The organism is Desulfopila aestuarii DSM 18488, from assembly GCF_900143695.1.
GTDB classification, from domain to species: Bacteria; Desulfobacterota; Desulfobulbia; order Desulfobulbales; family Desulfocapsaceae; genus Desulfopila; species Desulfopila aestuarii.
This window is the reverse complement of sequence record NZ_FRFE01000053.1, coordinates 1-17,526: the sequence shown is the minus strand read 5'-3', so window position 1 is coordinate 17,526 and position 17,526 is coordinate 1. Positions and strand designations below refer to the sequence as shown.

The following is a 17,526-nucleotide window of genomic DNA, read 5'->3' as shown; positions in this document are numbered from 1 at the left end:
GCATCTTCCGCACTCTTGCTGGCTATTTTTTCGGTCTGCATTGCGTTATCGGCATTTTGGCGGATATTGGCAGCCATCTGCTCCATGGAGCTGGATGCCTCTTCAGCTGCTGCAGCCTGTTCGGTCGACCCCTGGCTCATCTCTTCAGATGAGGCCGAGAGTTCCTGACTGCCTGAGGCAACATTATCGGCGGCACTCTGGACATTGCCGACCACCTCTTTCAGTTTATCGACCATATTGTTAAGGGCGTTCGCCAATTGACCGATCTCATCTTTCTGCACGATATCAAGACGTTGAGTGAGGTCACCGTTGGCAACGGTTTCCGCAAACTTGACTCCCATAAAAATTGGTTTGGTGATAGCGCGGGTAATAAAGAAGGCGATGAGAATACCGATGAGAACAGCCGCAATCAGTCCGGCAATCATTATGTTGCTGGATTTACCCAGCGCGGATACCGCCTCCTCAGCGATGTTTATGGTGCCTTCCATGCCTTTGACGGCAACCTCGCGGGCCTGGGCTAGTACTGAATCGCCGATTTCACCGCGTTTTTGTCCCAGTTCCACATTTTTCAGCCAAAGATCAAGAAAATTAACCATCGCCTGTTTGTACTGTGCAGCTGCATTTTCGGTATTGTCTATCCGCTTTATATCTTCCTCGAGGCGAGTTATTTTACGTAGCTCTGCAAATTTTTCTTTCATCACATCAAAGTTGGTATAGGCATCCTGAATGATCTTCGGCTCCCTTTGCGCCTGGGATTTCCAGGCGGCAATGCGGGTGGCGTTGCCGACGTCGATTATATCGTTCACCACAGTTATCTTCTCAAGTCGTTCGTCGAGCTGCTCCTCACTGAGACCAGCCTTGATATCTGCCTCCATTTTCTTGTTTTGACCGGCAAGGAAGTCGTTACAGTTATCCATATATTCCTTGGCGGAACTGTCCAATTGATGCCGATACTCATCCATTTTCGCATTGACTTCCACCGTCTCGGCAACCGCTTTCTCATAGTCGGCAAGTTCCTTTTCAACTTTTTCTACGGCGGGTTTCAGGGCCTTCAGATTTGGTGAGTTATCGCCCAGGACCTTGGCCTGATCTAAGCGCTCATGCAGAGCCTTGATATTTTCATTGGCGTTATCCAGAAGGCTTTTCTCCCCTGTGAAGCCATAGCCGCGCATGGCATACATCGTCCGAAAAGAACTGCGCTCAATCTGGTTGGCAATTCCGACCTCTGGAACGTATTCCTTTTCAAGCATTGTTGATTTGGTTTTGATATTGCTCATGTTGAAGATGGCGAGGCCGCCAAGGCAAATGGAGATAATCAGCAGAGCGGCAAATCCCAATCCAATTTTAATTCCAAGTTTCATTCCCAGACCTCTCTGTTCATTTGTTTTCAATGGAAAATCATGGTCGCTGTTGTTGATTTCAGTCTTCCTTTTCCGGCTGGGGCTCTCCGCCCTGCACCATGGCAAGTTCTTCGTAGGAGAAGACCTTGTCGATGTCCAGGAGGATTATGAAGACTTCTTCCCGCTTGCCCATCCCCTTAATGAAAGCAGTGTTCAGTTTCGTGCCGATTTTTGGTGCCGGTTCGATTTGATCTGGTTCCAGCTCTACTACTTCCTGAACCGAGTCTGCCAAGGCCCCGAGAACGGTGATCTCACCGTCCATCTCGATTTCAGCGATGATGATACAGGTATTGACCGTCTTCTCCGTCTGCTTCATGCCGAATTTCAGGTTCAGGTCGATCACCGGCACCACGCTGCCGCGCAGATTGATCACCCCCCGCATATATGCCGGTGTCTGGGGTACCCGAGTCACTGTAGTGAAATCGAGGACTTCTCTCACTTTACCGATGGCCAGACCAAAGACCTCTTCATCGAGCTTAAAGGTGAGATATTGATTCATTTCTATACTGCCGGTTTCGCTCATAGCCTCTTCTCCCATATTCAATTTTAGGGGTTTCTCTGATTATCGGGACAAGCGGAATCAGATACTTTTCAGTATGGTCTCTCACGACCGTCTGCTTGTAAGACACTGTTTTGATTTTGTATTACATCAGTTTATGCCACTATTTCTGATCTGCCGTATTTGTTCTCAACACATTGAATTCATAGCTGATTATTTTGAACTTCCTGAACCAGACAGGGAACATCCAGAATAAGGGCCAAGGTGCCATCTCCCAGAATAGTGGCCCCAGATATTTCCTTTACATTTCGATACATATGACCGAGATTCTTAATCACCGTCTGGTGCTGTCCAATTACTTCGTCAACAACAAAACCGATGCGGTGGCCATCAATGTGGGTAATCACAATCTGTTCGATTGCGGCTCTTTTGCCCTGGATGTTAAAATGGCGCCTGAGGTGGACATATGGGATTAGCTCACCTCGAATATGGGCAAGGTTGCGTCCCCTGGAGGCTCCTGCTTCGTCCTCTACCAACTCAACACATTCCTCGACAGCCGAGAGCGGCAACACATAACGTTCATCGCCAACCCTAGTCAGCAAGCCTTCTATGATTGCCAGGGTCAATGGGATTTTCAATGTTACCGTTGTCCCTTCTCCTTCAACACTTTTGACATCGACACTGCCCCGCAATGCATCGATGTTGGTGCGGACCACATCCATACCGACTCCCCGCCCCGAAACACTGCTCACAACAACGGCGGTCGAAAAACCGGGGGAAAAGATAAAACTGTACAACTCATCATCTGAGATATCGACCCCCTCTTCCATGAGGCCGCGTTCAATTGCTTTTTTGCGGATTTTCTCTTTGTTGATGCCAGCGCCATCGTCTCTGACGCGGATAAAGACATGCGCCCCAGAATGTTCAGCCTCTAAATGAATGGAGCCTTCTCGATTTTTGCCGCTGGCGGCTCGCTTATCCGGAGGCTCCACCCCGTGGTCCAGGGCATTGCGAATCAGGTGCACCATGGGATCGTTAAGTTTTTCGATAACCGTCTTGTCAAGCTCGGTCTCTTCACCCACTGTGGTTAAAACCACCTCTCTGCCAAGATCACTCGACAGATCACGTACCAGTCGCCTGAATTTGGTGAACGTCGCTCCGATGGGCACCATTCGTATATTCATGGTATTATCGCGCAGCTCGGCACTGAGACGCTCCACTTCTTCAGCCAGAAACTTGAGCTGTCCATCTTCCCCACCATTTGCCAGCTGACTCAGTCGTGCCTGTACCGTAACGAGTTCGCCGACGAGATTGACCAGCTCATCAAGCTTGGATGATGGCACCCGGATACTTGAATCTATAACCGGCTTCTGTTTGCTCTGTTCTTTGACTTTGGCTTTGGCTTTTTTGAGATGATTCTGTTCTCTTAAGGCTGCGTCGATCTTGTCTGCTGTAACGAGACCTTTTTCCACAAGGATTTCACCGAGCCGTTTCTGGCTGTCCACCGCTTTGCTCAGCTGTTCCCGGTCAAGCTCGCCACGCATTACCAGAATATCTCCCAGACGAAGGAGTTTATCCTGCGCATCCTCTTCATCGGGCATGTTATGATGCTCTACAGGTTCGATCTTCAGATCGGAATCCTCGCCGATGAAGATAAAAACATCCTCAATTGCGTCTCTGCCTTTATCCGTCGTCAGTAAAATATCCCAGCCAAAATACAATCGTTCTGGGTCAAGTTCTGATAAGCGAGGAATCTCATCGGTCATGCTGACCATGTCACAATCGCCAAGTTCTCTCAGGTCTTCGAGTAAAAAGAGTGGATTTGTTCCTGTACTGAAAATATCCTCAGGTGGCTTAAAACGGATTCGCCAGGTGGTAAGCGTTGCTTCTTCTTTGTCGGCTTTCTCGTAAACTGCATCTTCCTGCGGTACTGGAATCTCTTTTGCGGCAGGGGTTGGTGAAGAAAGTTTTTTCAGGGAGGTAACGACCCGTTGCGCTTCTTCATCCAATGCGGTGTCTTCACCTTGATCTGAGTCAAGCATCCCCCGGATGATGTCGCGGGAAGTCAGGGTAAGATCGATGAGTTCGCGGCTGACCTCCATCTTTCCGGACCGGACCTCGTCGAAAACGGTCTCCACCTCATGGGTGAACAAGGAAACACGATCAAAACCGAACATTGCACCTGAACCTTTTATGGTATGTAACGCCCTGAAAACACTCCCCACCAGCTCGGAATTATCCGGAGACTCTTCCAGTTCCAGCAAAGATTCTTCCAGCTGTTCGAGGATTTCGGTTGCTTCTACAAGAAATACAGCCCTTCCGGCATCAAGACCTTGAGCATCACTCATGACTCTTTGGCTCCTGGATTTCCATTAATTGTCCCACTGATCAGCTGATCCGTACCGACTGAAACCACCACTAACTCTTGCTAGCGCAGCACCTTCTTCACAACGTCGAGCAGTTGTTCAGGTTTAAACGGTTTAACTATCCAGCCTGTTGCCCCGGCCGCCTTACCGGCCTGCTTTTTTTCAGCCTGGGATTCTGTTGTCAGCATGATGACCGGGATAAATTTACACTTTGTATTGGCACGGATTTTTTTTATGAAACCTATTCCATCCAGTTTGGGCATATTCAGATCCGTTATGACCATATCAACAGTTGCACCGTTTAATTTTGTCAGGCCATCTTCTCCATCCACCGCTTCGATAACAGTGTACCCAGCCCCCTTCAAGGTGAAGCTCACCATCTGACGGACACTTGCGCTATCGTCCACGGTCAAAATTGTCTTAGCCATCGCGTTTATCCTTTTTTGGTTCTTGTATAGAAATTTGGTACTCTCGGTTTTGCAAATATGCTCATGCTGCCAATCCCAAAACCTTTAAAACTATGCTGCACCGCCCATTGGGGCATTTTTATCTCTGTACGCTTTATGAAGTAAAATGTTCTGAAAACTATTCCCGTGTGTCAAAGTTAAGATTGCCCCCACAAACACTCCATAAACAGCTCTCTCGGGCAGCGGGGAAACACCCACACTGTTTTACATAGCCAGCTCGTTCCAGCAGCGTTTCCAAGTTGCCACTGACTTTGCCTTGTAAAAAAAGATCCTTCTTTGTTAAAAAACATTCACGGTGGGCGGCACAGAGTAATTGGATAAAGGAGACATCGGCCGACTCAACCTGATGGAGATCAAGATAGAGCCGATCGACTTCGCCTATCGCCTCAAGTAATGCGCCTTTCGTTTCCTGAACCTCTGTCATGGTCACATCACCCACGAGAGAAAGTGTTCCCTCTTTTCCGACGTCCGTTCTGGTAATTTTCAGTGAATGCTCCATATTTGTTCTCCTTGCCCAGCAGTATTGGCTCATCGGCATTAAAACAGCTCGACATTGTCGCCAAAATCCTCTTCTTTTGCCTTGCCACCGGAATTCTTTTTTTCCTCGGGTGTATCAGCATCGAACAGCTCAAAACCATCGTCCTCAAACAGATCAACGTCTGAAGAGTCAGTATCAGTGCTGCCTTGTCCGGCAACCTGAGCATGAATGGACCGCTCGCGATCCATGACATATTGTTGCGCGAGTTTCTCTACCATTTCCTTTACTTCAGAACTTCTATCCTTGAAGCGGGGATAGGCATCTTCTATCTGATCAATGGTGCGGCAGACGGTCTGCCAGTTCCGGTCTATCCTATCCCCCAGTATCTGAGGGAATTTAATCCCTGGAACCAGTTTCATTATCCGGTTGGAAAGATCTCGACTGGCGCTGTCCATTTGCTGACCAATAGTGGTGACTTCTTGCAGCGATGAGAGAATTTCTCCGGTGAATTTTTTCGCACCGTCAATCATCTCATCTACCGTCACACTGTTCTGGTTGAGGGTATTGGCAAACTCAAGCTGCTTTTCGGTTCCTGCCATGATACTTTGCAGCATTTCGATGGACTCAGTTGCACCATCGCGGGTTTCCTGTGAAAGATTGCTCAACTCTTTGGCGAGCACGGCGAGAGTTTCCCCGCCGACACTTGTTTTAATCGCCTCCACCATTGCATTAATAGCCAGCACCTTTACATCTGAAGCTATCTCTTCGATTTTATTTACAAAACTTCCTATCTCAACGACATTGTCATAGACGTTCCGACTTACTTCAGCCGCCTGCTTGACAACTTGCAAAGATTTGTTGAGTGATAACGAAACATTATCAATCTCTGATTCAAGATCTGCTACGATCGAACTATTCCCCGTCCTCCCCTCCATCTCTAACAAGGTCCTGGCGTCTTTTGCCTGAATTTGCGCCTGTTCCATCGACTTCTTAAGCCCGGTCGCAATTTGTTTCCTGGCATGTATAACCTGCTCGTAGATCGAGTTGAGATGTGCGGCCTGAATGGATAAAATTGAGTATATTTCAAGGGCGGCCTGTTCACTCTCCTCTGCTGTCTCCATAGCATGAATGGATTCAGCTTTCCCGCTGACCTCTGTGAGAGCGGAAGAAACATTTTCAAGCTGTTGCCTGGTGATATCATGGAACTGCATAGCCATGACAACATCACCTATTCCCTGCACCATCGCGCTTGAACGCTCCTGGATCCCGGAAGCAAGCTGATCCGACCGACGGCCGATATCATCGAGTGATTGCAAAATGTTGTTTATTGCCCTTTCGCCACTGTCGTCGTAAGACACGTCTGTACTGTCCAAGACCTGCCGCGAATTTGAGATACCATTCTCAACGAGATTTGCTTTATCGATGCAATATCTGCAATTATCCAGGACCAGCCCCGCAATATCTGCGACTTCATCGGCAAGGAGAATGAAACCCTGCATGCCTTCCGGGGTTCTTGAACTTTCAACCTTGATTGCTATCCCCAGGACACGAAACGTCTTACCAATGCTTTGAAGTCTGCCGATTGGATCACGTAACTTTTTTACCTGAACAAAAAGCTCTGCCAGAAGACTATCGCCTTCGCCAAGGGAATTAATTGTTGATTTGACATGATTGGCTACTGCATCAAAGAGTTGTGTGTTCGCTTCGAGAATTGATGCATTTTCGGAAGTCGTATCGCCAGTGCTGAAATTGGCTAATGCACTCAATTTTAACGCATTATCTGTCATGCCAAAACAAATGGTTGCCAAGGTGTTGAGCGTTTTGCCAATAGTCAAAAACTCAGGTTCTGTATCGGGGCCCAGAGCATTGAGGTCTTTTGCACACGCAGTGATCTCATGTATATCGATAAGGTGTTGCCCCTGAAGATTCTTCATTTCTTTCATATTGTTAATGGCTCGTTTACCTTTGGTGGTTACCATCTGGCATCTGTGTTTGCTATCCTCTGCCTGGCTAAATATTTTCAAAAACGATGTGAACCATCCCATCATAAAAAATGGTTGAGACCGTAAAATTGCTCAAACCTTTTCCTGTATCGATTGTTATGGACTGGTTGTATTTTGGAATTTTATGCTCCATTGTTTCCAAAATGAGATTTCGTATAGTGCACGTTTCACAGTGTACGGTTCTGCCACACCCTCCTGCCAATTTCGAATGCCTGCACTCTAATGCTTCACCACCAAGCATCCCCATTACACGCTCAATTGGTTTCTTCATCATGCTCAAACCAGCTTGATTTGCGGCAGCAACGCGACACTGAGAGTCTAATATCACAACGGGAACATCGAATGTTTCCAGATATTCATCATAGAAAAGTCCATTATCCTGTTTTAATAAGGGGATAATGCAATCCGGACATATGCCATGAGTATTCCTTGAGACCTCAAATGGCTCTTTTTCTTTGATATATCTTCCGCAATATGAACAAATCAAATGCATGCGATACCTCTTTTCCTGCAGCAGCGGACGTTATCCCAGTCCCATTCCACTCTTCTCAAATGCATACAAGCAGTAGATAGGCAAACCTACTTTTCAATAGCATAAAACGTGCCACTCAAGAACAAGGAGATGCAATGGGGAAATAACGGTAAAATATCAATCTTTTACAAATTGTGGTGCAATCAAGAAGCACGCCGCAGTAGAGGATGTAAGCGATACCATCCAGATAGCGGAGGTAGAATTACCTCCTCATTGAACAGGTTAGAATCAAGCTGATTTTGCCGACAGAGGATTATCGGCATAAAAACATCTTATCAAAGCGTAATCATACGATTATTTACGAATTCATAGAGTCAGAAAACCAGCGGCTTAGTGGAGGTCTTTTTACCTACTACCACTTTTGGAGGTGATACTGCGGTTATTTCTCTCTCACCAATCAGCGTATTTTGGCTTAATTCAAGAAAACAATAATAACTGATAGGATTTGACAGGGAATATGAGGCGGAGTGAGGTTTTGGAGATATACGCTCAAACTTTTTCTGGGAGGTATTTTTACCTACTGTAAATTGCCTTGAAGCATACTTTCGTCGTCCTTCTTACATCTGTTCTTAGTCATCATGTGTGTTTCACGTTGCTGCCCTGCAGCAACGCTATTACTGACAGTTGCTATAAAAAGAGCAAATCGGGATTGGGTTTCAATTCTGTTCCTGTTCTCAAGAAAAATCTTTCACAGAAAGCCCCAACTCTTTAATTTTTGTATAAAAGTTTTTCTTATGCATCCCACTCAATTCAAGGGCTTTTTTAAGACTGCCCTTTGCCAGGTAAAGTGTTTTGAGCAAGTACTCTTTATCAAAGTCGAGCAACACTTCCACTTTGGCATCTTTATATGTTTTAAATGATTGTTTCTCGCCGGAACCACCCAAGGTCCGTTGCACATCTGCAAGCGATATTTTCCGGGTATCAGATGTTTGTGATATTTTGTATAAAGTCTGCTTCAATTGACGTACATTTCCAGGCCAATCCTCTTCGACCAGTCGGGAACATGCGTCTGCTGAAATATCATAGGTAATGTTTTTCGCAGTTCCAAAGAGGGCCAGAAAATGCCAGATCAGCGGCAGGATATCCGCTTTTCTTTCATGCAATGGTGTTGTCTTTATTATGGCTCCGGATAAGCGATAGAAAAGATCGGTACGAAAGCTCCCTTCATCACACATTTTTTCGAGATCCCGGTTTGTTGCAGCAACAATCCTGACATCTGCATGCCTGATACTTGTGTCACCCACCTTGCTGTACTCTCCATCATCTAAAAAACGGAGGAGTTTCGCCTGAATTTCCGGTAACAGCTCACCGATTTCATCAAGAAATAACGTGCCTTTATCAGCCGCACCGACATAGCCTGCGGTCGTTTTCGAGGCACCGGTAAAAGCTCCGCTGACATGGCCAAAAAGCTCAGATTCGGCCAACGAGCCGAGTACCGCACAGTTTATCGGAATAAAGGGTTTTGCGCTTCTTCTCGCACTGTTGCGATGAATATCACGGGCAATAATCTCTTTCCCCGTGCCAGACTCTCCCATAATAAGAACAGGTAAATCGGTTTTACCAACAGAAAGAACCTCTTGACGGACATCCCGAGTAGACATCGAAACCCCTATAAGGTTACAGCCTCTGATTTTTTCTGAGTCACTCAGGTAAGCATTACGAAGTCTTTGAAAATGTAAAGCCGCGTACACGGTATAGATAAGCTGGGATTCGTTGAAGGTCTTGAACAAGTAGTGTGTGAGTCCCATTTTCAAACAGGGATCAAGATTATTCTCTTCCGGCACACCGGTAATAATTATGATTTCTGTGTCCGGAAAGCACTCCATTATTTTTTTCGACAGTTGTACCCCGTTGATACCCGGCATATTTATATCGATCAGGGCAAGCTGAAATTCCTGACGACCTGCAATCCTATATGCCTCCTCAGAATCGGAAAACGAACTCACCTGGTAGCCCTGAGCGGTTAACACCTCGTCAATAAAGTCGGCAATTGATCTCTCGTCGTCAACAACAAGAACCCTGACACTTTTTTTTGCCTTCACAGCGTTATTCACCTTGAGCCACCACTCTTTCAATGTCGTTTGCGGTAAACGGTTTTTTCAAAAATACAGCATTACGTTTCAAGTAATCCTGTTCACCAATATCTTCACCTGACATAAATATAACCTTTGCCTGAGTACTGATCTTCGCCAATTTCTCCAAACATTCGAATCCGTCGCTATCGGTCAAGCCAACATCAATCAAAAGAACTGTAACGGCTTCGTGAACAAGCTCAAAATCTTCAATCGCTTCGCCACAGGTTTCGGCTGAAAATACCACATGTCCTCGACGCTGCAAACTGCTCACGATCAGATCCCGCATCGCCTCGTCGTCTTCAACCACAAAGAATATCTCCCTTTTTCGTCCAACTTCTTTCTTTATGGGAGCCGCTGTAAAATGGACCTCTCCCCCCACCCGTTGATTCTTCATCACTGCTTGGCGGGGCAGAGGGAATTGTGCCGTAAAAATGGTTTCTCCGTTTTTTTCATCTGAATAGAACAACGTTCCGCCGTGTTCTCGAGCAATATTCCTGGCCGCATATAGCCCCAAACCAGACAACCCGTTCTGGGAGCTTTTCGTCGTCACAAAAGGTTCAAAAAGCGACTCAGCCACCTTGGAGGAGACACCTTTCCCCTTGTTCCGCACTGAGAGGACGAGCAGATCGTCAAGGCTCTGTTCACTTGTGGCCATCAACGTGATAACGCCACCATCAGGCATTGCTTCGAGGCCGTTTTCCCCAAGATAAAATAGCATCATGACAATGTCTTTCATTCTGCAATGCAATCGTGGGAGCTCTCCTCTCTTTTCAATCACAAACTGGTGGGAACGGGAGAGTGTATTCAACGCTTCAACAGCAAACTCCAGTATCCGATCAAGGGAATGGTCTGCTTTCTCCGTATATGTATAGCGAGAAAATTCATAGAGAATAGACGTTCTGTTAACCCCCCTTGTTAACAGGTCACTGACCAGTTGTATCCGATGCTCTCCTATTGAGCCAAAACCAGCCTCTTGGGCAATCAGGCTCAACTGCCCCGATAACCCTGTAAAGATATTGTTATAATCGTGCGTTACCCCCCTTGTCATAAGACAAAGAGAACGAAAATATTTGTATTCCAACAAGGCATCGCCCCGTTTTGCCAATTCCGACACCCCGTTCTGCAGTTGATTGTCTTTTTTCATTTCAGGTGAATACTCTCATCGTATTGGCAATGGCATGCATCGTGCCATTGCCTGGCAAAAGCAAAAGAATAATGAATACCCGTTATCAATAGATTGCTCCATCGACAGATGAGTGGTTCGCACCATAATGGTTAAGCAAGTATCATACCATCGAAACAGTCGCAATTTGAATACAAAACATTTTCAAAATCTTAGGAAAGTCCTGCCATCGTCATCTCTGAAAAAGGCAATGCGAGATAATATACAAAGTCAGATAAGGTGGCATTTTTACCTCCCATGGTCACATAAAGACGCTCCTCACATAGAGGTTGAGCATATCCCTTTACATTATTTTATATCTTGATGTTAGCGTTTCACTCAGCCTACTTTCACCACGTAAACCTAGAGATACACAGTTGGAAAGAGTGGTAAAACAAAATGCTTGTTCTGGACCCAGGCCCTGGACCGCTATCGCAGCCCTGCGAGAGGAGGACCGTATAGATGGAGTGTTGTCCCCCGGCAGCAATAAAAACACTCTCCCGTTTTGTAGCGACGCACAAGGTGGCTAGCCAGGGGAATGCCACCTCCCGATGCTCCGGCAAGCCAACTGCTTTTAAATAGCTCAGCAGCTTATCCAGACGATTATCCGCAGCCAGCCTGCTAAGCTGTTCGCCCAGGTTCGGTTGACCATCATGAACAGGAAAGTTCTGATCGAAGGAAATGTTTTTGCTGCCGTCGCCGGATTGTTGTGTCGGTCGTGAAGAGGGTGTAGGTATCCGCTACGTGGAGAAATGTTCCTCGTCCGGTCTCGCCTACAAGTAAGCCGCAACGCCGCACTTCCTTGTAACCGCGGGTGACGGTCCCAAGGGTTCCCCATAGGGGATCGGCGAATTCGCGCTGGGGTGGAAGTTGATCCCCTGGGTGAAGATTGCCCTCAAAGATAGCCCGTTCGATGCTACGTCAGACACCGACAAGAGGCCTCCTGCCAGTGTTGAAGAGACGCTGCAACGGACGATCCTTGTCGATCTGACAGAAATTGACTGTATCGACATCAACAGTGCCCTCTAAATTATTGCCGAGATTGGCCTTGATATGAGCCGCTGGAAATAAGCGAAACATTTTGCTTCTTGGTTGGGATTATGTCCCAGCATCAAGGTCAGTGGGAGTAAAATACTTTCATCGAGGACTCGACCGGGTTCCAATCGTGCTGCTCAGACATTACCCATATCAGCGAACGTTAATTCGAAGCAAATCATAGCTTGGCTATTATTATCGGCGTATGCATACATGTCCTGGTACTCCAAAAGCTATAACAGCAACAGCAGATAAATTGGTTCGAATCATCGAATTTTTGATCAAAAATCAAAAACCGTATGACGAAAGCATATTTGCCTAGCAAGAACGAAAACACAATGAACGCATGAAAAAACCATTTTGAAATCGAACAAAATCATTTAGTTAACAGCATATCACGGATTGATTTTCATTTTTTGTTACTTAGAAGGAATTTGAATAAGCAAAAATTCCTGGAGTCAGTAATGGGGTAAACCTGAATCCTAAATTGAAAATGCAGAGCTTCGACGTGGCAATAGTAATACACCTGTAGTGTACCTACTCCGCTAGGTGATGGTATTATCCTTCTTTTTCTTCTCCATCCAGCACTTTTCTTATAAGGGTAGCGAGATCCTTTTTCGCTAGAGGCTTCATCGCAAATCCCTTTATCCCGTATATTCTGGCCTTTTCTTCCGAAATAAGGTTGCTAAAACCCGTGCATAGAATAATCGGCAGGTTCGGGCGTATTTGCAGTATGCGGCGCGCCAGGTCACTTCCAGTCATACCTGGCATCGTTTGATCCGTGATGACTAAGTCGAAACGGTCCGGTTGATTTTGTATAATTTTTAAAGCCTCGATGCTATTTGTCTCTACTGTCACCCTATAACCAAGTCGTTCGAGCATGGTCTTACCCATTTCAGCAAGCATCTCCTCATCGTCAATAAAGAGAATATGCTCAATGCCAGTTTGGATCATCTCTACAAGTGTCGCTTCTGCTTCTGGTAGAGACGTTTCTGCATGAACTGGCAGGTACACATTAAAAGTTGTCCCTTCGCCGGGTGAACTTTTACAGGAAATAAATCCACCATATTTTTGGGTGATTCCATGGATAATGGCAAGACCCATCCCTGTACCTTTACCGACCTCCTTGGTAGTGAAGAAAGGATCGAAAATTTTGTCCATTAATTCTGGTGCTATTCCTGAGCCAGTATCTCCTACAGAGATTTCTACAAAACGCCCAGGCTGCACATGTGGTTCGCTAACTAAATCGGCCAGGTCCAATTCTTTGCTTTGCAGGGAAATGTCGAGAATACCGCCAGTTTTTTCCATAGCGTGGAAAGCATTAGTACAAAGGTTGGTTATTATCTGGTGAACCTGTGTGGGATCAGCAAAAACCAATCCAGCCTCCAGATCGATATTTTGCCGGATATCAATGGTCTTAGGGAGTGATGCACGAAGCATTTTCATTGCTTCTTTTAAAATTAAAGCAGGTTGCAAGACTATTTTTTCAGAATCTGCTTGGCGACTAAAGGCAAGAATCTGCTTCACAAGCTCTTTAGCCCTGTGGCTTGCCTTGATAACCTTATCGATATCACTCCTCATCGGAGATCCTATTGGGCACTCCTCTTGTACCATTTCTGAATAACCAAGGATTGCTCCTAGGATATTGTTGAAATCATGGGCAATCCCTCCAGCTAACATGCCGATAGACTCCATTTTCTGAGATTGACGGAGTTTCTCTTCCATCTCTTTCAGGTCAGTAATATCAGTGCCTATCTGGATTCTGACTATTCTGCCATCCGTCCATTTGATTGCGCGGTCATAATTCAGATACCACCTGAGATTCACTGGATTCTGACCATGCCAGACACAGACTCCAAAGGGATTGCCATTTCTGTCAAGCAGCTTTGGATTAGTGCAATCTGGACATTGTTCACTTCTTTTTCGAAGAGCATCAAAACACTTACTGCCGGTCATATCGCCTCCGAAACTTTCAATCAGATATTTATTGGCAAACAGGATCTCATGCGTTTTTATATCCGCCACATAGATCGCTGCTTCAATCCCATTCAGTATGGAAATATAGGTTTCTTTAGAGGCTTTCAGCACTTGTTCTGCAAACTGCCGCTCTTGGATCTCGGCAGTCAGCTGAATATTCTTTTCCCTGACCTTTTCTTCTGCAATAATTCTATTGGTCATTTCGTTATTGATTCGTTCGGTCCTTTCATGCAGAGCAGCAGTCAAAAGCGAAATTTCATCGGGAATGCCGCTAGATGATGGTAGCATTGGCGGTGGTTCACCACCAACCGGACTGACTGAGCTGACAAACTGGGTAATTTTTAGAATTCTACCCAGAACGCTCCAGTAGAAAAGTAAATACGAGGAGAAGAAAATGATGACAACCATAAGGCCATTCACCAGAAAAACATCCTGCCACCGCTCCTTGATCACTTTGGGAAAAGTTGGCAGGATTCCCTGTAAGATCACCTCACCGATCTTGATAGACTGGTTGTTATGGTAGTACGTCAGCTCAAATTTCCATTCCAGTAACATATTTGTCTCAAAACGGCCTGCTGCAGCAACCCGGTTACCACGTAGGTCAGAAATCTCTATCGCACTGATATGCTCTTGATCAACCTGGTTTTTGATAAATGCAGCAAGAGAATCATATTCCATAGCCCATAACTGATTGGCCAGGTATTGCTTGTGGTTGGTTTCGAAGTGGAGAAAATCGAGTTTTGTGTTATTTGTACGCATCTCGATATCGTAATTAATTTCGACAATTGCCAAAAGAGCGGTAAGACATGCCGATACTGCAATGGAAAATATCAGAAGCTTATATTTCAGACTAAAATACGTTAAGGATTTCATTTAACAAATGATTCCAGAATCCGCTGATATTCGCCACTCGATTTCATTACCCTCAGTCTTTTCTCTATCTCGGGAATAAGCTCTTCATGCTTTTCATTCAGATAGAGATACATGCCCCGTATCGCAACTGGTTTTTGTAAGGCATATATGCCGGAAATTCGGTTACGTTTCATGTACGCAGCGCCCCTCAGCCGTTCATAGAGGATCACATCCACCCGGTCATTAACGAGCATCCTGAACAATTCTTCTTCAGATGAAGCAACCTGCAATGATTTTGTCCCCCCCACATTCATTTCATAAATTTTCCACCCTTTCAGGTACCCGACATTGTATTTCTGCAAGCTCCCCCAGTTTTTTATAAGGATACTGCTATCTTTCGAAAAAGCGGTGAAAGCGAAATCAACCAATCGCTCATTGACCATACGGATATGGGAATATTGATCGCCCAGCCCTTCAATACGAGCATATTCCGCATCATCGATCCCCAGATCAAGATTTTCGATGGAACGAGAAGACAGCAGATGATTAATTCGTATCTTCATGCCCAGATCTTCAAAGAGCCGTATAACAATTTGATCATAAAACCCTGTATTCTCCTTCGTTGAGTACGGAGGCTGATCTGCTGTATTAACGGTGAAGACATCTTCGCCCTCGTCGGCTAGAGACACAGAAAAAAGAAATATATAAAGAACACTGCAGATATAAAGTAGAGAGCAGATGTTCATTGAACCGCGACGAGCAACTTGTCTTATCAATCGCATGAGCTTACCTCGAACGTCGAAAAATGGATCATCCGCATCTTGCGTGGTTTGAGGGAAAAAATGTTGACATACTTATAGGTCCCCTACATTGACTGAAATCAGCTGACTAGCGAGGTAGTCATATTTTCACGAGCATATTGTATCATGGTTTTGGTATCAGAGGGTATAGCTATGTGCGTTCAGAGTATCAACAAGGGGCAATCATATTCATAATTGAAAAGGATCGATCTGCACTTAGCAGCTATAGATGCCAGGGGAGCATTGTCATAAAACGAGGTACATTGCAACACTGGTTCCAGCTCTGTCTATTGGCAGGAAACGGGTTTACATCAAATTGTATGTTCCCATGGTATTTTGACGTGTCTGCAAAGCCGTTCGACAGAGCACCATTGCATCGGATTCGCCGATGCTCGTCTCACTTGCACAACAGCGTTTTACCCGCTACGTCATGCCCTCGGCTTCAACGTTTTTCGTCTCGATAAGAAGGTTCTTAATCTTCCAGAGGTGGTAGCCATGCACCGCAAAATCGTCAATGTTGATGCCCTATTCGTGATTTTTGCAAACTACGCCGTAACACCGTGATCGTCCTTGGGGGGAGCCGAATCTATCTCTTTACCAGTTTGGGCAATGTCGTTCAAGATCGTCGAACAGCGCCCTGATGCCAAATAGGCAGCAGTAAGGCCTTTGATTCTTTCAAGAGTACGTTGGGCAACTTTAAATCCGGTTTTGAGATACATTTCTCTGATTGAAATTGTGCTGGATACCACAGGCATCATAATAACAAATGGCCGTTGATCCTGCCCTGAACTGTGCATTGGCCCACTCAACACAAAATTCCTCATTGATTTTCATCAAATGTTCTAATATCTCGGGGTGCTCGTACACGAAATTGATATATTTATTAAAAATCCATCTGCATGACCGGCAAATAAAATGGCGACATGACAACACCGACAATGGGCGCATCATTGCCGACACGATCTTTCAACATTTGCGCCGATTGTAAAACTTTGGCGAGCACTGGATTCGCTGCAGGACATGTTGGCAGTCCCAGTTCTTTAATGTAATCAGAATTTCGAATAATAGGTAATCCTCAATTTAGAGGTCCATTCTCGCTATAGACAACCGCTCCCTCCCAGGACTCCACATCGATCGGAGTATAGAAAAAAATATAGAGACAGTCATGTCGATATTTTGCACGCATCCTTAGTTGCCCTTCAACGACATTTTCATCCCTTGAAAAATTGTCTTTTATTGAGAGACCAAGTTCTTTGGCGTCAAGCATGGTAAGTAAAAGAAAAAAAGGGACTCGATCAGGCTGCTTATGCTAGAGCGCACATAATACTCGCTGAAGGGATGCCATTCGAACCTGAATCATACACCTCCTCCCATCGTTTTGCTATTAACCAGGTGGTCAAATAGTGATAATTATGGTATTATTAAACCGGCGGGCAAATAGAGTAACCGATGCATGCTTTATATGGTCGATATTGTGTAGATGCAGGTGTTGGTTGAGTCGCTTTTGTGTGTCAAAATGCCCACCGGATTAATAGCCTAAACATTTATGCAATCACACCGATATTCTGCATTTCAAGAATCAGTCGTTCACTGTCAATTGGTTTGACAATATATGAAGTAGCCCCCCCTTTGTAATAGGCTTTCATAACAGTTGATGCATCATCAATTGCCGAAAGCATTATGACCTTTACTTCTTCATGACCAGTTATCCCAAGTGATTTCTCTACCTCACGAATTTCGACCAGGGCTTCATGTCCATCCATAATAGGCATCATGATATCCATACAGATAAGGTCGTATGGTTGCTGCTTGCGCAAGGCGACTCGAAAAGCCTGCACAGCCTCTTCCCCATTCACGGTAATATCGACAATAGCCCCATT

General features: G+C 45.5%; 16 protein-coding genes. 1 reads left to right on the top strand and 15 read right to left on the bottom strand.

What is annotated here, in order from left to right:
• The 11 genes from BUF15_RS25135 to BUF15_RS27255 all read right to left on the bottom strand — a co-directional run.
• Positions 1 to 1,361, bottom strand: a 1,361-nt coding sequence (locus tag BUF15_RS25135; protein WP_073616962.1) for a methyl-accepting chemotaxis protein, incomplete at its 3' end; no start/stop codon positions are given.
• 58 nt (positions 1,362 to 1,419) lie between these two features.
• Positions 1,420 to 1,923 carry a chemotaxis protein CheW gene (locus BUF15_RS25130; RefSeq protein ID WP_200802486.1) on the bottom strand — a complete coding sequence of 168 codons (504 nt, stop codon included), beginning with the start codon at positions 1,921 to 1,923 and terminating at the stop codon, positions 1,420 to 1,422.
• Positions 1,924 to 2,102: 179 nt separating this feature from the next.
• On the bottom strand, positions 2,103 to 4,247 hold the full coding sequence (locus BUF15_RS25125; protein ID WP_073616958.1) for a chemotaxis protein CheA: 2,145 nt from the start codon (positions 4,245 to 4,247) through the stop codon (positions 2,103 to 2,105).
• Positions 4,248 to 4,327: 80 nt separating this feature from the next.
• On the bottom strand, positions 4,328 to 4,693 hold the full coding sequence (locus tag BUF15_RS25120) for a response regulator (protein WP_073616956.1): 366 nt from the start codon (positions 4,691 to 4,693) through the stop codon (positions 4,328 to 4,330).
• A 157-nt stretch (positions 4,694 to 4,850) separates the two neighbouring features.
• A complete protein-coding gene (locus tag BUF15_RS25115; RefSeq protein WP_073616954.1) occupies positions 4,851 to 5,231 on the bottom strand; it encodes an STAS domain-containing protein in 381 nt (126 codons plus the stop codon).
• A gap of 38 nt (positions 5,232 to 5,269) precedes the next feature.
• Positions 5,270 to 7,189 (bottom strand): methyl-accepting chemotaxis protein, encoded by a 1,920-nt coding sequence (locus BUF15_RS25110; RefSeq protein ID WP_073616952.1) that lies wholly within the window; start codon positions 7,187 to 7,189, stop codon positions 5,270 to 5,272.
• A gap of 31 nt (positions 7,190 to 7,220) precedes the next feature.
• Complete coding sequence (locus tag BUF15_RS25105; protein WP_073616950.1) at positions 7,221 to 7,706, bottom strand: hypothetical protein; 486 nt, start codon at positions 7,704 to 7,706, stop codon at positions 7,221 to 7,223.
• Between the two features lie 713 nt (positions 7,707 to 8,419).
• Positions 8,420 to 9,787 (bottom strand): sigma-54-dependent transcriptional regulator, encoded by a 1,368-nt coding sequence (locus BUF15_RS25100; protein ID WP_159441386.1) that lies wholly within the window; start codon positions 9,785 to 9,787, stop codon positions 8,420 to 8,422.
• Positions 9,788 to 9,791: 4 nt separating this feature from the next.
• Positions 9,792 to 10,964 carry a hybrid sensor histidine kinase/response regulator gene (locus BUF15_RS25095; protein ID WP_073616946.1) on the bottom strand — a complete coding sequence of 391 codons (1,173 nt, stop codon included), beginning with the start codon at positions 10,962 to 10,964 and terminating at the stop codon, positions 9,792 to 9,794.
• Positions 10,965 to 11,633: 669 nt separating this feature from the next.
• Positions 11,634 to 11,897, bottom strand: coding sequence for a GntR family transcriptional regulator (locus BUF15_RS28540; RefSeq protein ID WP_084554586.1), 264 nt, complete (start codon positions 11,895 to 11,897; stop codon positions 11,634 to 11,636).
• Positions 11,898 to 11,903: 6 nt separating this feature from the next.
• Complete coding sequence (locus BUF15_RS27255; protein ID WP_159441385.1) at positions 11,904 to 12,062, bottom strand: hypothetical protein; 159 nt, start codon at positions 12,060 to 12,062, stop codon at positions 11,904 to 11,906.
• Between the two features lie 12 nt (positions 12,063 to 12,074).
• On the opposite strand from BUF15_RS27255, the gene BUF15_RS28535 reads away from it, so the two are divergent.
• Positions 12,075 to 12,272, top strand: coding sequence for a hypothetical protein (locus BUF15_RS28535; RefSeq protein ID WP_143170876.1), 198 nt, complete (start codon positions 12,075 to 12,077; stop codon positions 12,270 to 12,272).
• 303 nt (positions 12,273 to 12,575) lie between these two features.
• Here BUF15_RS28535 and BUF15_RS25085 read toward each other — a convergent pair whose 3' ends face one another.
• From BUF15_RS25085 to BUF15_RS25065, 4 genes are all read right to left on the bottom strand, one after another.
• Positions 12,576 to 14,867, bottom strand: a complete 2,292-nt coding sequence (locus tag BUF15_RS25085) for a hybrid sensor histidine kinase/response regulator (RefSeq protein ID WP_073616944.1) — start codon at positions 14,865 to 14,867, stop codon at positions 12,576 to 12,578.
• Entirely contained in the window at positions 14,864 to 15,409 is a 546-nt protein-coding gene (locus tag BUF15_RS25080) for a substrate-binding periplasmic protein (protein WP_159441384.1), read from the bottom strand. Before BUF15_RS25080 ends, BUF15_RS25085 begins: the two co-directional genes overlap by 4 nt.
• Before the next feature lie 933 nt (positions 15,410 to 16,342).
• Positions 16,343 to 16,594, bottom strand: a complete 252-nt coding sequence (locus tag BUF15_RS28530) for a uroporphyrinogen decarboxylase family protein (RefSeq protein ID WP_407642653.1) — start codon at positions 16,592 to 16,594, stop codon at positions 16,343 to 16,345.
• Positions 16,595 to 17,190: 596 nt separating this feature from the next.
• On the bottom strand, positions 17,191 to 17,526 hold a 336-nt coding region (locus BUF15_RS25065; RefSeq protein ID WP_073616936.1), incomplete at its 5' end, for a response regulator.

Bases quoted from the DNA above. Each gene is read 5' to 3' on its own strand.
- BUF15_RS25130 (WP_200802486.1), bottom strand. From the start codon at position 1,923: ATGAGCGAAACCGGCAGTATAGAAATGAATCAATATCTCACCTTTAAG.
- BUF15_RS25125 (WP_073616958.1), bottom strand. From the start codon at position 4,247: ATGAGTGATGCTCAAGGTCTTGATGCCGGAAGGGCTGTATTTCTTGTA.
- BUF15_RS25120 (WP_073616956.1), bottom strand. From the start codon at position 4,693: ATGGCTAAGACAATTTTGACCGTGGACGATAGCGCAAGTGTCCGTCAG.
- BUF15_RS25115 (WP_073616954.1), bottom strand. From the start codon at position 5,231: ATGGAGCATTCACTGAAAATTACCAGAACGGACGTCGGAAAAGAGGGA.
- BUF15_RS25110 (WP_073616952.1), bottom strand. From the start codon at position 7,189: ATGGTAACCACCAAAGGTAAACGAGCCATTAACAATATGAAAGAAATG.
- BUF15_RS25105 (WP_073616950.1), bottom strand. From the start codon at position 7,706: ATGCATTTGATTTGTTCATATTGCGGAAGATATATCAAAGAAAAAGAG.
- BUF15_RS25095 (WP_073616946.1), bottom strand. From the start codon at position 10,964: ATGAAAAAAGACAATCAACTGCAGAACGGGGTGTCGGAATTGGCAAAA.
- BUF15_RS27255 (WP_159441385.1), bottom strand. From the start codon at position 12,062: ATGTTTCGCTTATTTCCAGCGGCTCATATCAAGGCCAATCTCGGCAAT.
- BUF15_RS25085 (WP_073616944.1), bottom strand. From the start codon at position 14,867: ATGAAATCCTTAACGTATTTTAGTCTGAAATATAAGCTTCTGATATTT.
- BUF15_RS25080 (WP_159441384.1), bottom strand. From the start codon at position 15,409: ATGAAGATACGAATTAATCATCTGCTGTCTTCTCGTTCCATCGAAAAT.
- BUF15_RS28530 (WP_407642653.1), bottom strand. From the start codon at position 16,594: ATGCGCCCATTGTCGGTGTTGTCATGTCGCCATTTTATTTGCCGGTCA.